Genomic DNA, 19,067 nt, shown 5'->3' with positions numbered 1-19,067 from the left:
AAAGGTATAAGGGGAATCTGTCTCACACTATGACAGTGATCTCATTTTATAATGATCGTAATCACTAAATCCTTTTTATTTTAATGATTTGAATGTTCCTGGCTCTGAAGTATCAAGTTTTTGATTTTCTATAATTTATAAGCATTTGCTTTAGAATCTGTGTTTGGTTTTCAACTCATTCAAAATATATGAAAGTCATTCTTGGCTGCGTGACTGCTATCTATTAAACGAGCAAAAAAATCTCTGTGCTCATGCCCCATTATTAACATATCAATATCTTTATCTTTCAATATGTCTAAACCATCATCTATATTCTCACTGTAAATACAGTTATAACAGATGTTCCCGTCTAGATTTTAAAAAAAGTTCTTTTTTATGCTCATACGATTTGTCTTCTATAATATCATTGACATTCAACGAAATATAAGTAATCAAAAGTTCAGCGTTAAAGTACTTGGCAAATTCTATTAATGACTGGGCTGTTTTATGTCCTTTTTACTCAGATCTGTAGAAAAAGCAATTTTTTTCAAACCTTTATATTGATGGTCCGGAGGAATTAAAAGAAGCGGATATTTTGTGTTTTTAACCATTTTAACACTGTTGCTCCCAAAAATAGCGCGGGTAATCATTCCTGCTCCCTGCATGCCCATCACAATCAGCAAGACTTTTCATGATCTGTAATTTAATACTGTAAATTTCCTAAGTATAATAAGCATAAATAATGACCACAGTCACAAAAAAAAATGATTTAATTAAGCGATATATGGCCATAATCGCTAGTATGGTGCATTGATAACAAGTTAACTCTGTCTAATTTAATTACAAATGCTTCGTCAACTTGGTATTTTGTCAGGCTGCCTTATCATGATATTCTAATTTCTAGTTAACCAATATCATATTTCATAGTAATATCTGGATCGAAGGACTTTGAAGAATATTAAAGCTCCTTACTAGTACAAATGTTATTGTACTTTATCTTAAGCAAGATCTGAAACTTAAATTTGGAGAAAGTGTCTATAGAAAGAAAAAATTTTGTAATTCTCAATAAAATAGAAACATCAAAACACTTTAACACAAATAATCATCATTATGTGTGAAATAATTTATATTAATTATTAAAATAAAGTTTATATTAGTAAAAAACTAAACCAAAACTCACACAATATGGACTATGAAAATTTTAGTACCCTTGAACTGCTACGCCAACAGTTCAGGTACCCGTTCCCTACACTGAAAATCTCTATGCCGATCAATTACAACAGATTACCGAAAATCAATGGATTGATGGGGAATACCTCTGGTTATATGAGCAAAATCCCGACCTTAGGAAGAAGCTTGTATTGAAGATTTACGTCTTTACAATGAAGATCTGAAAGAATTTTTAGAACTATAAGCCAATCTTCCTGATTTTGGGGTCTGGCAGGATGCAGTGATCAACTGGGTACATTATATGAGCATGGTACTGAGCGGATGGAAAAATATATCTACAAAACTAGATCGTTATACCGCAGCTGAATTTCCTGGAGCAGCAGAGCTAAAAGCAAAGCTGAATCAGATTCAATAATACTTTTTATAAGAATATTTTTAATTTAAAATATCCTCTCATAATAACAAACTATCAAACATCAATTTATCACTTTAATTTAAAAAAAATGAAACCAGAAGATTACAACCCGTCGAATTACCTGCCTCAAGGTTATTACCCTTGGCCAGATAAAATCAATCCGAATGTGGAACAAATGGGTATTGATTACAGAAACTGGATTGATACTGATTATGTATATTTATCTGAAAATATACGTGAACGATACAAGAGCATGAACCTGCACAGGTGTTCGGCAAGAATGTATCCTTATGCAAGCTATGAGCGCGTAACCCCTATGCATCGGTATGTTGTTTTTCATACCATATTTGATGATCAACTTGAGTATTCAACCGAAGAAGAGGTCAGTAGATATTGCGACCGACTCGTAGCAATATTCAGAGGAGACAGCCTTACTCCGGAAGACCCCGGTTATTTCATTCAGGCCGCCAAAATCAGAGATGAATTTCGTGCTTTTATGCCTGATGAATGGATGAAACGCTTGGCAGATACTTTTTACACTGTTACAAGATATGGTGCTCAGGAAGAGGCAACTTACAAGGCAACCCAAACAGTACCTTCACTTGCATTGTTTAAAGTACTCCGTGAATATTCAATTGTAATATTTCCTTATTTCTATCTGGTTGATGCAGAGTTTCATACCTTTTTAACAGAAGAAGTAGAGCGACATCCTGTGATACAGCGTGTTCGATCCGTATGGTCCAGAATTATTGCCTGGCAGAATGATATCCAGGGATTGAAAAAAGAATTAAGTAAGGATACCGAAGTTATGAATATCGTTATCGTCTTACAGAGAAACTATAACTTGTCATTAGAAGATGCCATGACTGAAGCCATGAAAATTCATGATGATGATCTTGCAGAACTTGTTGCTTTACAGGAAGACCTTCCCGATTTTGGTAAGTATCAGGAACAGGTAAAACAATTGTTCCTAGGCTGGGGCAGTCTGATACAAGGGCTGAATACTTTTTACCTGGTAGATACGAATCGCTACGATCCTGAATGCTTTGCATGGCCAGATAGGGAAACTGAAGATACATCACTTTAGATTATAACTGATTCCATCACAAAAATTTAGGAGACGTAAAAGTGCGAACACCGAATTCTATCGATTGTTCTTAAACTTCAGAATCTATCAGTTTTCACATATTATCTATGCAGGTGTGATGTGATCATACTAAACAGCTAAAAGGCATTATTATCGATGCCGAGGTCGAGTTGATTGTTCTGTTTTTACTAACAATCAACTCTTCCTTATTTAAGCACCTGTCCGGATTAAAACATTCCCATGGTCTACATATGATACGTTATAATAGATTATTGGAATGGATGTCTCCAGTTAGATATGTCGCCTATATATACAAATAGAGTTGTTATAAGATAGTTATTGTATATAGACTTTAATCTTGTGTAAAACTGTATGTTGACTAGACATTAATAAGATGTATAATAATGTATTATTGGGCAAGTTTTGTTATAGAAAACCCTCCATAATTCACAGTATTGTTGGTTGTAGCATTGCAACTGAAACGTACTCGTACTTGATCTCCTACATTCAGGAAGCCTGTCCAGTATAAAGTATTTCCATTATCTACAATTGCTTGCTTACGAATGATGAAGGACCATCCCTCCGAAGAAAGGATAAGTAATTGCAATAAATCACTTTAGAAATTAGAGACAAAACTGAGAAAAATTAAAACTTAGATATGAATTTGATTTTCTTTCACAAAATAGATGCAACACAAATTTACAACGCTTTACATTGATTATTTATCAATGTAAATTTTTGGTATTCATGGGAATAGAAGCGATAAAATCAATGCTATTATAGAAAAATATTTTAAATTTGGACAAATAATATTCCAAACTATTTTGATGGAGAAATCAATTTTATAGTGTTCCCGGAATAAGGTAAGTATTAATCCCATATTATTAGCTCTTATAATGAAAGGGTATCTACGACCTAAGTATTTTCCACATTGTACCAATCTGCTTCAAGCTGTCTCAATTTAAAAACCAAAATAAAAAACTAATCATACCTAAAAAAAATAATCATATTTCCCCCATGAGAAAAACACTTTATCTATTCCTTGTCCTTTTCAATTATATAGTATCGGCGCAGAGTACTGCAGAAGAGACCATCATTTCGAATAAACTAAGAGATTTGACTAAGCCTAATATTGATCGAAAGTATAAGGAAGCTAGTCTACTTCAATTAAAAGCGGAATCTGAAAAACTAGGGTATGATTTAGGTATTCTGATCAGTGGTGATTATTTAATGTTGTTATATGGTGAAAGTAACAGACATCAAGAGGGACTTGCATTGGGAGAACAGCTAAAAAAAGTAGCGAAAGGTAAAAAAGATACCCACGGCTATATAGCAGATATCTATCGGATGAATGCACTTGCATTAGGTTATTTGGGCCTGAATGATGCATGCTTAAAAGATTTAAAAAAAGCACTTAATTATGCCAAGGATATCAAAGACAGAAATACAAGGGTATATCAGTTGTCCACGTGTTATCTGAACATGGGATTACATTATAATCTCAAGCGATTTGAGGATAAAAGCTTAAGAGATTCATTATTGTACACTTATGAAAAAAGTCTTGAACTTGCAAAGCAGATTAATGATAACAGTAAAGCAATACGCAAGGATGTAAAATACGATCAGATTGCCTTTACCGAAATGCGTTTGGGAATATTCTATCTGGAACAAAACAATATCAAAGGAAGTTTAGAATTGGCTGAAAAATATCTTATTGATGGGTTAAAAATTTATCAGGACAAAAAATATAATCTATCGCCATTTAATAAGATTATGATACTGAATCAGGTAAGCTGGTTGTATATGGAGAAAAAAGAGTATGTAAAATCAATAGAGTACGCAATAGAGGCTTTAGAACTTGAAAAACGCTATAGAGAACCATACCACCGAGTAGAATCGTTTGAATTCCTTGCTGATTGTTATAGCGAAATAAATGAAAAAAAGAAGTCAAAATTCTACATGAATGAATATACCTATCTTAAAGATAGTCTTGCAGATGTTGATAGAACACATGCAAATATTACAATGAAAAAATTGGTAACTAAATTAGATAGTGAACAAAAGCAAAGTTCAAATAAACAATGGCTAATCACCGGTATTATAGCTCTTATTGCAGGTGGGTGTACCCTTATAGCATGGAAAAGAAGAAGTAAAGCCCTTCTCAGAAAGTATGAACAGATGATAAAAAAATTAAGAGAAGAGCCTACTGAGCAAAAAAAACAAAGTATTATTACCAAAAAAGGCGAGATTTCAAATGAAACTGAAGAAAGAATTATTAAACAGTTGGATACATTCGAAGATTCTGAGGAATTTCTCAGGAAAGATCTCACAATCGGTCTACTCTCAAGCCAGTTGAATACCAATTCTAAATACCTTTCTGAAATTATAAAGAACAAGAAATCTCATAACTTCAGCAGTTATATCAATTATTTGAAGATTAACTATATTGTCCATAAACTATATAATGAACCTAAATATCGTGATTATAAAATCAGTTATCTGGCAGAAATCTGCGGCTACTCCTCACCACAGGCTTTTTTTGTAGCTTTTAAAAAAATAAATGAAGTAACGCCTGCTTATTTTATTCAAAAACTAAATGAAGATGTTATGATTTAGTTCGATTGATAATTTATAAACCGTTTCATAACTGTGTAAGTTATAAAATGTGGAGTTTCAACTGGACTTCATATTTTTTGCATCATTACAACAGTATGATTCACTCTAAACCACTATTAAAGGATAGGATTTCAAAAAAGAGTTATAGGGGATTATTCGAGCTAAAATTGTTTTTCCTCAAGTTGGGAACTTATAGTATCGCAGAAGTTTGAGGAAAAAATAGACAACAACTTTCGCTATGACAAGCATTAGCCCAATGATCACTAAAATTCCCACAATATACATGTTGGTAAAAAAGTTCTTTGCAATCTGTGATCTTTGGAAATTCAACTTCCAATGATCATAACGCTCCATTTAATCCGACCATCATGTCAAAATGCAGCATAGTTGACAATATCACGAATCTATCGTTTCCTTAGGATGAATATTCCAAACATCTAAAAGATGGTGCGCGATGTTTACGTTGTTGAACATTATCCATTGACCATCTTGGCGATTGTCAACCGTGTAACGAATAACTACATGAACTGCCCGTCTTTTCAAGTTTTCCACTTTCTATACTCTGGAAAACATTTTCTGTCCAAAATTATTTGGATACTCTTGTAATTTTCACCAATAATTTTGTCGCCTTTTCTCTATCTAAAAATAAATTAGTATTAAATATATTACTAATTCGAGAGATCGCAGTGATTTTTATCAACATGTTATGAATTAAATCATTAACTCTAATTACCTAATATTCACATATTTTAAATTGTAAAATAAAAAAAATTATCAAAATTTCTGAAATACTGATAGCATTCTTTTTTTTCATAAATAATGTCAGTGTAATATTGCCTCTGTTTACATAAAAGATTTACCCTCAATTTTTTTTAGTAGAAATAAAAAACAAAAACCATTGATAATGATCAAAAACAAAATCCTTATTTTGGAAAATATGATACCCCGTTGTATCATGTGTAAATTAGGATCTCTTATTTCATTATTACTGTTGTTGTTTTACGCAAATGTTTTCGCTTCTGAAAATTCCCGCTTAGTAAATACTACAGATTCTGAACTGATTAGTCAGGAAGAGAAAGAGCCGCCAACTGTACCTGTAATTCATATAAATGAAGGTACTGTTGTATATGGAATGGAAACTATTTCTCTAGATGGCCAACCCATAGATGCTGAAGACAAGAAATGTACTCAGCAAAAGGTATCAAAGAAAATTACAAAACGGGCAGTTCCTGAGAAAATTTTGAAAAAAACAAAAACGGAGCAAAGTACAAAGTTGCCTGAAATGAATGCTCAACTGTCTTCCCATCATTCTGAAGATAGTTTTAAATCATTTAAAAGACAATTTAGAGTAGCAACCCTTACCAACATTCTTTTAAAAATTGCTATTCTAAGCTATACAGCTTATCATCAGACCGTATTTTCATCCAACACAAATTCCCTATATACATTTTCTTTTTTTCTTAAAGGGGGCATGTCCAATTCTGCATTTTTTACTCGGCCCCCTCCTTTTGTTTAATTCATTTTTTAGAGTATTACGTATTGCGTTCGAAAAGTACATTACTACGAGACCAATTCCTTAGAAAATTAGTTTACAATAGCAAGATGCTCTTATTCTACAGCCAAAACCACTGTCCCTCTGTAGAATTATTTACCATAAACATGGTATATCAAATATATTATAACAATAAAAAATTGAAAAATGATGAAAAAATGTAACCATGTCTCACATGACTGCCCCCTCGGAGCAAAAACTGATTATTGAGTCTTGCCTTCCGTAGAATAACCAGTGGCAAAACAATCAATATAAGATGACATTTCAAAAATTAAAAACTAATGTATGATGAGAAAAAAGAAGCAAAAAATAATTATGAAACTCACAAAAAATCTCTTTTTATTCTTATTACTTTTTCTTGGTAATATAATAATTTACGCCCAGTGCAACATCAATGCAGGAGGGAATACCACGATTTGCGGTACGTCCTATACCTTGCAGGGAAGCTCATCTGGCAGTACGAGCGGAACACCGGTTTGGACACTTGTTTCCAAACCGGTCGGTGCACCCAACCCCACAATAAGTAATGTTAATTCCCTGACGCCCAATGTCACAGGAATGACATTTCCTGGAAACTATGTATTTCAGGTAGAGCAAAACTGTAGTTCGGGTAGCACAGTAACATCACAGGTAAGTATTTTGGCACCCGGTGAAGTTTCATCTTTCACTGCAGGGCCGGATATTACCAATGTAAATGCTACAACAGGTACCGTTACATTAAACGGTGTTGTACCTGCAGGATATACTGCTTCATGGTCTGCTTACAATATTTACAATTGGGAAAGAAACAACGTTAAAAATTCACAGAATGCAGGATTCAGCTCTACCACTTCGGCAACGACTACCTTCAGTCTTATTAAGAAGGCAGACCACGATGTAGATCCTGCTTATGTTGTAACTTTGAGAGTAACATCCATTAATAACCCGAATTGTTGGTATGAGGATACGGCTATTGTACGTTTTATCCCGAATCCACAGATACTGCCTACAATGTCAAGTACTAAATGTGTTTCTAGCAGTGGAAATCATTTTATTTCACTTCAGAGTATATCACCTAAGTTCTCTCAGGGATATTCTTTCACGCCAGGCTCTTCAGGAAACTTTGGCACAGCTATTACCATGAACGTTACCAGCCAACCGGCAGGGGGAAATATCGCATATTCGAATATTTATGATGATAATATAAATTTTACCGGTGTCAATGTTGTGGGAGTCTACAAATTTACTTTGACTGTTACTAATGCCAGCGGAACCTACACAACACCGGAAATCACCTATACTTTCAATGGCACACAGCCTAATCCGGTAAATTTTCTGATATCTTCAAGACCCGAGCAAATGATGATTTATAATAGCGGTAATTCAGGTGGGGAAGTTCATTGCGATTATGCAGGGCAGTCTATACCTATTACATTTTATTATACTATTCATCCTGCCGATAATCCTGCTACGATAAATACAAGTGCAGCTATATCAGGAATTATTCCTCCCGGAGGGGCACCTGTTGTAACAAACGGTGTAGCAGGTACAGCAACCAGAAGCGCTACCATAACACCGCCCTCAGGAGGTTGGCATGTAGGAACGTATAGGTTTACAATAACCAGAAACAGTGCTGGAGCATGCCCAGCTACACAATCTTACTTTATCCATATCTCTGATGGCAGCCGCCCTAATGTAACAGTACCTAATACTACAGTATGTTTCCCGGGGTCAGGTATTGTAACAGCAACAATTCCGCTGCCTGCAGTGTATAAAGGTAATGTAAATACCAGCTATTTCCAGGAGTTTGATGGACGCTACAGATTAACATTGATTTCAAAACCTGCTGGAGCTGCAGATCCGGTATTTGAACCTTATAACAATACATTATTTACCAATACTACAACTACAATTTCCAACCTGAACATGCAGGGGGAATATGTATTTAAAATAAAAGCAGATAACTATAACGCAAGTGTGGGAGCATTTTTAGATAAAGAATACTCTTGCTCGGGAACTTCTTTGGAAAGTACTTTTTCGGTATTAGTATCGGCACAGGTAGGCGCTAATGCCGGATCTTCCCAAATATTGATAGGAACCTCCCAAACGAATTTCAATGCCAATAATCCGGGAGTTGCGACTGGTGCATGGACACTATTGTCAAAACCTGTTGGAGCCACCGATCCGGTAATTGCAACACCGTCGGCATACAATAGCAATGTTACAGGATTTAATTCTCCCGGTACGTATACTTTCAGATGGACAGTGACTACAGGTACATGCAGTAGCACGAGCGACTTGACAGTAAATGTTATCAATGCAAGTGCCGGAGGTGTTTCCGGAGCAGATTTCTGGGTAAAATCTGATGATGCGGGAACTATTGCCACAGCATGGAAAGACCAATCTGTCAATGCTGACAATATCCCCAATGTAGGTGGAGTAACGCTGTCTCCTGCAGACAGAGCACACAACTTCCATCCTTATACGACAGGATATTCTGCTTCAAAATTCTTTTATAATACAAATAGTGAACTAAATACGACTAATAACTATTTGGACCCATCAATGAGAAGTTCGGTATCTGTTTTCTCAGCAGTAAGGCCAACATCTACGAATGGAACAGGTCGTATTACAGGTATTGACGACGATACGAATGCATCCGAACCAAGTATTTCTATTAATTCAGGAATGCCTCATATATACAAATATTTTGGAAATGGCGTAGCTCAAGCAAATAGTAACACGATGAGTGCTGCTAATGCGTTTACTACAAATAAAAGTTCAGTATTCTCTGCAATTCAAGATCAGGCACTTAATTCGGGAAGAGGAGAAAGAAGACTTGGGTTAGACGGAAACTACGAAGTCTTTAATTTGGGTAGTACAACAAATACCTTTAATGTTCTTGGAAAACACTTAAGAATAGGTTATGCTGGTTGGGATTCTCCAGGCGCTTTTCCTGGTGACATCATGGAAGTCCTGTGGTACAAAAGAGCACTTACACCTAACGAGCAATCCAGAGTTAACTCCTACCTTGCTGTAAAGAATGGTACTACATTAAATGAAAATTACCTTTCCACAACCAGCAATGTAGTTTGGGACATAACCAATAATACCGGTTACAATAACAATATTTTCGGTATTGCAAGAGATAATATTACAGCATTGCACCAAAAACAGTCAGGAAGTACAAATAACGGACAGAAACTTGTAATCTCCACCACCGGATTTGCAGACAGCAACATTGCAAACGCAACAGGTTTAGACAGCGATTTACAATTCCTGATGACAGGAGATAATGGTTTAAAGCAAAGCCTTACAACGCCATTGAGTTACACTGCTGGTTCTAACGGAGCAACTAATTACCGTTTTGAATCGATCTGGAAAGTACAGAATACAAACACTGTAGGCACTGTAACAATTGCATGGCCAAAAGGTGTGAAAAACTTGTACTTAGTACAGTCACCTGATGCGACTTTCGATGGCACAGATACTTTTACACCGATGGCTACAGAGATGACTATAAATGGTGTAGTGTACAATACAGCAAATGTAACATTAGCTAATGGGCAATACTATACTTTTGCAGGTTTTGTACAGGCTCCGGGAGGTGTTTTAGGTCCTGATTTTTGGGTAAAATCAGATGATGTGGGAACTATTTCTACTGCTTGGAAAGATAATTCTCCCAATGCAGATAATATTCCGAATGTAGGAGGAATTACCCTGTCTACAGCAGATAGAAATCACAACTTCTATCCATATACCACAGGATATACTACTGCCAAGTATTTTCATAATGATACTTCGGTAATGAATCCTCTGGGGAATATAGAATTACCTAATACAAATACTTCTATTTTCTCGGCAGTAAGACCTACTTCTGTTACCGCCGGACGTATTATTGGAATTGATAATGATGCTTCCAATGGTGCTGAACCTGGGGTTTCTATTACCTCGACAGGAAGACCAAGACAGTTTGAATTCTGGCAGGGAACAACGTCATCAGATTTTTCTACGACATTCAACAATGGAATTTCGAATGTATATTCGGCAATAGCTAATAATAACACTGCAAACGGAGGAACTTCAACAATAGCGGGAGGAGAAAAAAGATTAGGACTAAATGGTTCTTATGAATCTTTTTCAGGTTTTGGAGCGACGAATAAATTCCAGATTTATGGTACTAACCTAAGATTAGGACATGGCACATACGATTCTTCAGGTCCTTTCCCTGGTGATATTATGGAAATTGCTTGGTACAACCGTACATTAACAGCTAATGAGCAATCTAGAGTAAACTCTTATCTTGCGGTAAAGAATGGTGTTACATTAAATGAAAATTATCTTTCTACCAACAGCAATGTAATATGGGACAGAACCATTAATACGGGTTATAACAACAATATCTTCGGTATTGCAAAAGACGAGTTTACAGCATTGAACCAAAAACAGGCAGGAAGTGTAAATAACGCACAAAAGCTTGTGATTTCCACAACAAGCTTTGCTGATAGTAATGCAGCCAACGGCACAGGCTTAGCTACTGACCTGCAATACCTGATGACGGGAGATAATGGTCTTGAGCAAAAGCTTAAAATACCATTGGCTTACACTTCAGGTTCTAATGGTGAGGCTAATCACCGTTTTGAATCGATCTGGAAAGCCCAGAACTCCGGTAGCGTTGGAACTGTAACGGTTGCCTGGCCAAAAGGAGTAAAAAACCTGTATCTGGTACAGTCTCCGGATGCTGTTTTTGACGGAGCCGATACTTTTACCCCAATGGTTACAGAAGTAACTGCAAATGGGGTAGTTTATAACACAGCAAATGTTACCTTAGAAAACGGACAGTATTTTACTTTTGCAGGCTTTGTTGGAGATTATTGTACAACAGGATGTAACGACAATACCTTCCTCAATGCAACAGACCCTAATACCATCGAATATGATAACCTGGTTGCAAGTGAGACCGCTGTTATAGCAAAAGAAAAAGATGGAACGTTTAAGATTTGGGGGTATAGAGCGGGACCGACCAGTATACCGGCTAATATCAATACATTGACAGATCTTTTAATCCCAACGGCTATTACACCCGCAAACGGTTTCAATTATACGGGTACACCATTAAAAGCTACAGTAGCTGGAAATAATTCCACTACAGGCGCTCTTTTATTAACCACAGATGGCCTTTATGGCTGGGGGGCTAGAAACGTTCCATACACTAAAACAACAAATAATGCCAACCCACAGTTTGGTAAAATAACCATTAACGGCAAAACCGACGGTTTGCCTCCGGGAGTTTCACCAACAGATGTTAAAATGTTGTTCCAAACTTATAACTCACTGGTTATTGTAACCTGTAAAGGCGAAGCCTGGACAATGACAAATGCTGAAGATAGTTACCTTTATGGAGACGGTAGCCCAGGCAGTCCGGCTAATAGTGCGATCTGGCACCGTGTAAAAAAATCTGCAACCGAAACGCTGGACAATGTAGTGACAGTGCGTGGTTCAGCTGGAGCTAAATTGGTTTTAACCTCTGAAGGTAAGCTTTATACATGGGGTAGAGAAACTTACATTGGTGATGGTACTGACAATGCTCTTAATGGAACAAATAGAATTTTTGCAACAGAAGTTGTTGCTCCAGCCGGAGTAACTCCCAAAATGATCGGGATGACCGAGGCTGAAGGAGTTGGTAATCATGCTTATTTTCTCTTGACAATCAATGGAAAGCTTTATGCTATGGGAAATAATACTGAAGGAATATTGGGTGACGGTACAGGTACTTCACGCAACACATGGCAAGAGGTAACAGCTATTTCCGGCAGTAATACATTGGGCGGAAACATCGTGTGGATTTCCCCAAGTGAACATGGTCGTGATACGGAACCAACAATGAATGTATTGACCAGCGATAAAAAACAATGGGGATGGGGAAGTAATTTTAACTATAAGTTAGGTCAGTCTGATCAGACAGGTGCTACCATGTATTCTACTCCTATCTATATGCCGGGCAATACGACCAATGCAAACGGGATGGGTCTCAATGATGAGATCATCGCTGTAGAAACAGGGGGGAAATTTACCATAAACTATAAAAAAACGAGTCAGTATTTTGGCTTCGTAGGAACAAGCGAATATGGACCTATAGGAAATGGAAGTACGGGTATTACTACTCATAACAAATATACCTATAACACAGGTCTTGTAGATATATGTGGTTTGCTTTCATCAGGTGTTTGCTACAAACCAGGCATTACAGTAGGAACAACATTAGATACCAAAGTAGGAATTACGTCTCTTAACAGAGCGGGAGCTACAAACAGTGACAATTGGCCTATGACCCGTAAAGGTGGATGGATAGCACTAGAAGCTAAAACCAAAGGTTTTGTACCCAACAGAGTAGCATTTGATGCATCAGGAAATCCAGTGGGCATTACCCCTGCAAATTTTGTAGAAGGGATGATGGTTTATGACACTACCAATAAATGCATGAAGATGTACACCTTAAAAGATGGTGATACATCTATGGCTTGGCATTGTATCTCTACCCAGACCTGCCCGGATTAAAGTTAATCTTTAGTTGCGAACCGGCAATATTAATTGTTAACCGTTGCCGGTTTGCTAACTATTAAACAAAACATGAAAAAATGAAAACAACCTTAATAAAAACATTTATATTGATGTTAGCTGGTATAACAGCAAAATCACAAATCGCAATTGGAAAACAGAGCGTAGCTAATAATTCGGTTTCATTAGAATTTGGCAATACCGAAAATAGAGGCTTTATCCTACCCTACATAACCGACAAAAGCAATATAACGGTAGAAGGGAGTATCATTTATGACACAACAGATCATAAAGTAAAATATCTGAAAAGCTTGGGAATATGGACTAACCTCAGCGAAGATGACAACACAACAGCTACTATCGGGGCAGTGAATCTGTCAATACAAGGATTGGATAAAATTGAAAAAGCAACAGCAAAAACAGCTATAGGGGTAAATGGAGCAGCTGATACAACAGACGGTATTCTAGTTTTAACCGACACTGACAAAGCTATGATTCTCCCTCAAGTTGTAAGCCCCCATATAAATATTATTAATCCGGCATCGGGAATGATGGTTTACGATACCCTCAAAAAGCAGCTTGCTGTATATAATGGTACTGTATGGAGTTTCTGGAAGCCTTAATAATTTACAAAAAGTAGAGAAAACGGTCGTGCATCTATTTTATAGATTTACTTTAAATGCCAATTTATGCACCTAGATGGTATCAAAACAAAAATTTAAAAAAATGAACTTCAAAAATATTCACATAGGACAAAAACTAAGAGCAAGAGTTGCAGAAAGCGGGATTGAAATATCCCGTATCTGCAATTTTCTAAAATGTAGCGTAGAAGAAATAGAAGAAATGTATAAGGCTAAAAGTCTTGACGCTGAAATTTTGTTAAAATGGAGCAAACTTCTGAAATATGATTTTTTCAGATTATATTCCCAACACTTAATTTTCTATGCGCCACCGACCACAGCAGAGGATAAGGTAAAAATTAAAAAGTGTTCACTCCCAACATTCCGGAAAAATATTTATACCAAAGAAGTTATAGATTTTATGATTGAACAGATAGAATCAAACAAAATGACAAAGGATGAGGTTGTGATAAAATACAAAATTCCTAAAACCACTTTATACAAATGGATAAGTAAATATAAAAGCTGATAAAGATGCTGGGAGGAAAACTACATTGTCTCAAGAACAGAATGCCAAAGGATAAGATGAAACTGTACTTGGGTAGAAAAACCTACGGTGACACAAGAATGATGAAATACACTTCAAAAAAATTATTTTTCGTGATAGTGTCTAGAAAGCATGATCTGTTTCCCACAATACCAACGTTAAATACTTTCACATAATGTTTCACTAATCTTATATTAAAATGAATCACAATACGAATACCAAACCAGACTACAAAGCTATCTACAGAGATATACTGTATCAGAAATTTCCACATAAAATAGAGGAATGCCTGCCACTAATCGAGAAAAAGCATTTGGCTGCCATAGATATCCTCGTGCTTAATCAGAAAATCTTTGGTCAGCTTCACGAAGATTCTAAGAAAATAAATCAGAAATACCGGTCCTATAGCAAATCGGATATTATGCAAATCTTAGATTATCAGAAAGAAAAGAACCTCAACAATAAACAAGTAGCAATGCATTTCAACATAAGCAGAAACTCAGTTACTAAATGGAAAAAAATATTTTTGGTCTGAGGAATTATTTAACTTACACTGAAAGACAGTTCTACAGATAAGCTTCCAAAGATGGGTAATGATGGCAAATAGGCCCAACTGCAAGGAACTGTAAATCTTACCGGCCTCCTTATTGACATAATGGTTAATGCCTTGATTTTTACCCCATAAATATAAATTGTTTTCAATATCAATATGAAATAACTTCGATAGCATACTGTCAAGTTCACTAAACGGAAGGTTCTGAAGTTCACCTTTAAGATGTGTTTCATTCATAAGCTGCTAATAGATAATGATTACGCATAATGTTATTATATTGTGACGACTCTATCCTTTCAAGTACCCAAACGCTATGATACACCGGATAATTCGGCATGAGCCAGTTTGTAAATGGAAGATCAATTGGATTAAAAACCAGCTGGTATTGATATATAATTACCCTATTAAATTATTGCACCCGCTGTATAGTCATTCTTATATTGTGATAATCAGAAGGCCCTGGTGCTGTTTGAGTATCAGATACAGAATAAAAATCGACTCTATACCAACGGATTTTATTAATAGTAAGATTCATTTTTATTACCCTGGATGTATGGGGGTTCCAACTGGCTGTATTTCCCTGACCTACGTCCAGATAACTATTGTTGGTAAGAGTTCCTAATGTTGAGACAACAGATCCTGAGCTGTAACCTTCAATCTGCCAGCCAAGATTCAATGTATTTGAGGTAGTGTTATATAAATACGGAGCATATGTAAACCCTCCTACTACTTTTTTTAAATCTATCCTTAACCCTTCAATAACCGGGAGGTCTGATAAAAATATACTGGCGTATTGCCCATCGGTCATTGCTGATTGCTGAATTTTGTTGTAATATCCATAGACCTGCCCTATACTCATTATTTCCCCGGTAAGGTTTGCGATACAGTTTTGATTTAGAAAACTAATATTGAAGTTGGCTGGGCTTGGAGAAGATTGAGAGGGTGTTCCTTTTAAGTCATAGACTAATTCGCCGTTTCCATTGGCTAAATAACCCGGCCGTAATTTTACAGTTAATCCAGTATTTCCAGTCGAAAGTATTGGTATTCCTGAAGGATATGCTCCTCCATTTCCACCAGAATACGGAACAATCATAACTCCATTATATGGCACTCCAGCTGTAAACACAGGAGGATTGAAAGTTGCATCTGAACACTGAAGCCCTTGAATTGATGGGGAGATTGTTGAAGATGAATTGAAAACCCTCCATTCGTTTCCGTTCCAATAATGATATCCTTCAGTTTGAAGCCCGCCTGTTCCAAGATTATATACCAATAATCCTAAAGCTGGAACAGGGATTGTAATTTGATCTATTGATGACTTTAAGGCGACTTTTGGACCTAAAAATCCTTTCTTGCCATTATCAGGTAATGAGGCTACATCCAAATGCAAAATAGATGAAGGATCCGGACTACTGGTTCCAATACCAATCTGTGCCAAGCAATTTATAGAGCATATGGATAAAAGTAAAAAAGAGTTTTTTTTCATGGATAATAATTTTCAATTAGCTGCAAAACAAGAAAATATAAAACCCTAATACAAATTAATTGTAAAATTAGGAGTGACAAATTGTAAATTAAAAAGCAATATCTTGAGTATTAATAAAATAATTATATTTGGCAATCTTTTTAAAGAAATAAAACATGCCAATGAGTAGTAATAATACTCTCTTTTTCTCATCAGTTATAGCATCTGCATTAATCTGTAGCACATTTTTAATATATTCTTATAATAAAAATTATAGTAAAAGGGAAAAGAATATTGTTAGAGTTTTAATACTGTATTTTGGGGTGAATATAATTTTTGGATTTTTTTTCATACTTCGTGACGTTGGCCTAATTCAACCAAGAGGCAAAGCATATCCTTTTATAATCACTTACCTGGCTATTGTTAAGGTATTGTTTTTCCATTTTATTTACCTTATAACCAACAGAGATCAAAAAACCGTTATCCCTGTTTTCCACTACATACTTCCTTCCGCCCTGTTTGCAGTTACGTTTTTTTTCTTTTATTTGCTATATCATAAAATAAACCAAATCAATGAATTAAATCAATACATGAAACCATATTGTTTAGTTTATTTTCTGATTTATCAGGTATTCTATAGTTATTTATCTATGAAGTATATCCTACTTTACAAAAAAGAAATCAGAGAAAATAGTATCTCAACTGATATAAAAAGTAAATACACCAGCTGGCTTATGAGTACAATGGTAATTAAATTCTGTTTCATTGTACTGATTATAGCATTATTATTCCTGGGTTCAGAAACTCATTATCTCCTATTATCTATATTTTCAATCCTGATTTTCTTTCAGTATATCATTATTATATTTAATGTTTTAGAAAGAAATTATTACTTTTTAAATTATAGAAAAAACAATATGGCACTGACACGTTCCGGGCATATTTACCCTGAATCAGGATTAGCTAATAATGAGCTGAAAGTACAGGAAAAGATTGTGATCCATCAACAAGATTTCGAAGATTATTTTCATAATCATAAACCTTATCTTATTTCAACCTTAAAAATAGAAGATTTAGCGATTACTTTTAATACGAACAGGCAATATTTGTCGAAATTTATAAATGAAGTATATAAGGTAAATTTCAACCAATACATTAATTCCTGGAGAATCAGTGAGGTAAATCAACTTACCTCTTTGAAAGACAATCAGCACAGGAGCATTGAAGAACTTTCTCAAATGGCAGGCTTTGGAAGTGTTCGAAGTTACTGGAGGGCTAAAAAGCACATTTCTTAGCCGGATATTATCAATATTTGAATCATGATTTTACGTACATTAACTTTTTTATCTTTCTGTATTCCCATTTTTGCAAGTGTATTTTGTACCTGCTTATTTTTGGGAAAGCTGATCTATACAGGGAGACAGCTTAGCAATAAAAAGGTATTTACAATTGGAATTTGCTTTCTATTGATGCTTGCTATATTTCATTCTATAAACATCCTTTCCGTTCTATATTATGACTCATCTGCTGGAAGTAAAGTACGGAGTGGCTTATTCTGCTTAACCGTTTTGGCAATTTTACTTAGCTTATTCATTTCTTTAATAACCAAAGAAAGAATCAAGGGGAAATACTTTTTTACTATGTATTGCATCTTACCTTTAATCTTTGTTTTAAACCTACAAAGTCCCGGCTATACTATCTATAATTTTATCTGGCATAAAAAACGGGTGGAATTAGAATTATATATAAGTGTATTTATAATTCTAATGTATCTTTATTTATCAATCAAATATACCTTGGATTATTATACATTTTATAAAGAATCTTTATGGTTGCTGAAAATAATTGCTTTATTTACCTGTCTGTGTATAATCTACTCCCTTTTAAATACTGCTTTTTTAAAAATTCCGACAATTTATTTCTCAGGAATAATTTCATTGAATCTCCTCTCTTTTTTATTGTGCTCTATTCTTTCTTTTAATGTATTTACTAATAACTATTGTATTTCAATTAAAATTTCTAATACAGGAATACAGGAAGAATCAGATCCTTCTGGCAGTATTGACAAAATGAGATTTGAGAAATATATGAAAGAACATAAACCCTATTTGAATAGCGAATTAAAAATGTCTGATTTTACCAAATATGTTGGAACCAATAGAACATATTTGTCTCGCTTTATTAATAAGAATTACGGAATGAGCTTTCGAGCTTATATCAACATGTTAAGATTAGAAGAGTTCAGAGAGCTTAAAATATCTTTACACCATAAAGGTCTGTCAGAAGAAGAAATGGTATATATGGCAGGCTTTAAAAGTTATAAAAGTTATAAAAAAATGATTGAAAACCTTAAATAGGTGCTTTATCTTTCTAACAAAACATTTATTGTAAAAATTTTAATGTTAAGCGTTTTAATGTTGGTTATGCGGATATTTAAAGTGATACAGAATGTATTATTAATAAACAAGTCATTGGCTATTTAATATTGAATTACTTGTACATTTAACATTAATATCTCGTCTTAAT

Annotated in this window: 13 protein-coding genes; 10 read left to right on the top strand and 3 right to left on the bottom strand. The window is 35.1% G+C overall.

The features are described 5' to 3' along the window. Window positions 1-467: 467 nt before the first annotated feature. The gene (locus V6R96_RS06905) at window positions 468-650 is read right to left on the bottom strand and encodes a hypothetical protein (RefSeq protein WP_336378702.1); all 183 of its coding nucleotides are present in this window, start codon (window positions 648-650) and stop codon (window positions 468-470) included. A 514-nt stretch (window positions 651-1,164) separates the two neighbouring features. Between V6R96_RS06905 and V6R96_RS06900 the strand changes: the two genes are divergently transcribed. Continuing rightward, window positions 1,165-1,344 (top strand): hypothetical protein, encoded by a 180-nt coding sequence (locus V6R96_RS06900; protein WP_336378470.1) that lies wholly within the window; start codon window positions 1,165-1,167, stop codon window positions 1,342-1,344. A 308-nt stretch (window positions 1,345-1,652) separates the two neighbouring features. Next, the gene (locus V6R96_RS06895; RefSeq protein WP_336378469.1) at window positions 1,653-2,651 is read left to right on the top strand and encodes a terpene synthase family protein; all 999 of its coding nucleotides are present in this window, start codon (window positions 1,653-1,655) and stop codon (window positions 2,649-2,651) included. 409 nt (window positions 2,652-3,060) lie between these two features. Here V6R96_RS06895 and V6R96_RS06890 read toward each other — a convergent pair whose 3' ends face one another. Continuing rightward, entirely contained in the window at window positions 3,061-3,258 is a 198-nt protein-coding gene (locus V6R96_RS06890) for a hypothetical protein (RefSeq protein ID WP_336378468.1), read from the bottom strand. 410 nt (window positions 3,259-3,668) lie between these two features. Between V6R96_RS06890 and V6R96_RS06885 the strand changes: the two genes are divergently transcribed. The 6 genes from V6R96_RS06885 to V6R96_RS06860 all read left to right on the top strand — a co-directional run bounded on the left by V6R96_RS06885 (window position 3,669) and on the right by V6R96_RS06860 (window position 15,058). Next, on the top strand, window positions 3,669-5,267 hold the full coding sequence (locus V6R96_RS06885; RefSeq protein WP_336378467.1) for an AraC family transcriptional regulator: 1,599 nt from the start codon (window positions 3,669-3,671) through the stop codon (window positions 5,265-5,267). Between the two features lie 904 nt (window positions 5,268-6,171). Then, window positions 6,172-6,783, top strand: coding sequence for a hypothetical protein (locus V6R96_RS06880; protein ID WP_336378466.1), 612 nt, complete (start codon window positions 6,172-6,174; stop codon window positions 6,781-6,783). A 351-nt stretch (window positions 6,784-7,134) separates the two neighbouring features. Further along, entirely contained in the window at window positions 7,135-13,356 is a 6,222-nt protein-coding gene (locus V6R96_RS06875; RefSeq protein WP_336378465.1) for a hypothetical protein, read from the top strand. A gap of 80 nt (window positions 13,357-13,436) precedes the next feature. Beyond that, complete coding sequence (locus V6R96_RS06870; RefSeq protein WP_336378464.1) at window positions 13,437-13,979, top strand: hypothetical protein; 543 nt, start codon at window positions 13,437-13,439, stop codon at window positions 13,977-13,979. A gap of 103 nt (window positions 13,980-14,082) precedes the next feature. Then, a complete protein-coding gene (locus V6R96_RS06865) occupies window positions 14,083-14,505 on the top strand; it encodes a transposase (RefSeq protein WP_336378463.1) in 423 nt (140 codons plus the stop codon). Between the two features lie 217 nt (window positions 14,506-14,722). Further along, window positions 14,723-15,058: a helix-turn-helix domain-containing protein gene (locus tag V6R96_RS06860; protein WP_336378462.1), complete on the top strand. Its 336-nt coding sequence runs from the start codon at window positions 14,723-14,725 to the stop codon at window positions 15,056-15,058. Window positions 15,059-15,485: 427 nt separating this feature from the next. On the opposite strand, the gene V6R96_RS06855 is transcribed toward V6R96_RS06860, so the two are convergent. Beyond that, window positions 15,486-16,514, bottom strand: coding sequence for a hypothetical protein (locus V6R96_RS06855; RefSeq protein ID WP_336378461.1), 1,029 nt, complete (start codon window positions 16,512-16,514; stop codon window positions 15,486-15,488). 944 nt (window positions 16,515-17,458) lie between these two features. Between V6R96_RS06855 and V6R96_RS06850 the strand changes: the two genes are divergently transcribed. After that, a complete protein-coding gene (locus V6R96_RS06850) occupies window positions 17,459-17,836 on the top strand; it encodes a hypothetical protein (protein ID WP_336378460.1) in 378 nt (125 codons plus the stop codon). A gap of 24 nt (window positions 17,837-17,860) precedes the next feature. Next, window positions 17,861-18,898: an AraC family transcriptional regulator gene (locus V6R96_RS06845; RefSeq protein WP_336378459.1), complete on the top strand. Its 1,038-nt coding sequence runs from the start codon at window positions 17,861-17,863 to the stop codon at window positions 18,896-18,898. The last annotated feature ends 169 nt before the right edge of the window (window positions 18,899-19,067 follow it).

This window comes from Chryseobacterium sp. CCNWLW53, from assembly GCF_037083525.1.
In the GTDB taxonomy this organism is placed as follows: domain Bacteria; phylum Bacteroidota; class Bacteroidia; order Flavobacteriales; family Weeksellaceae; genus Chryseobacterium; species Chryseobacterium lathyri.
The sequence above is the reverse complement of the archived record's forward strand: the minus strand, read 5'-3'. Positions and strand labels throughout refer to the sequence as shown.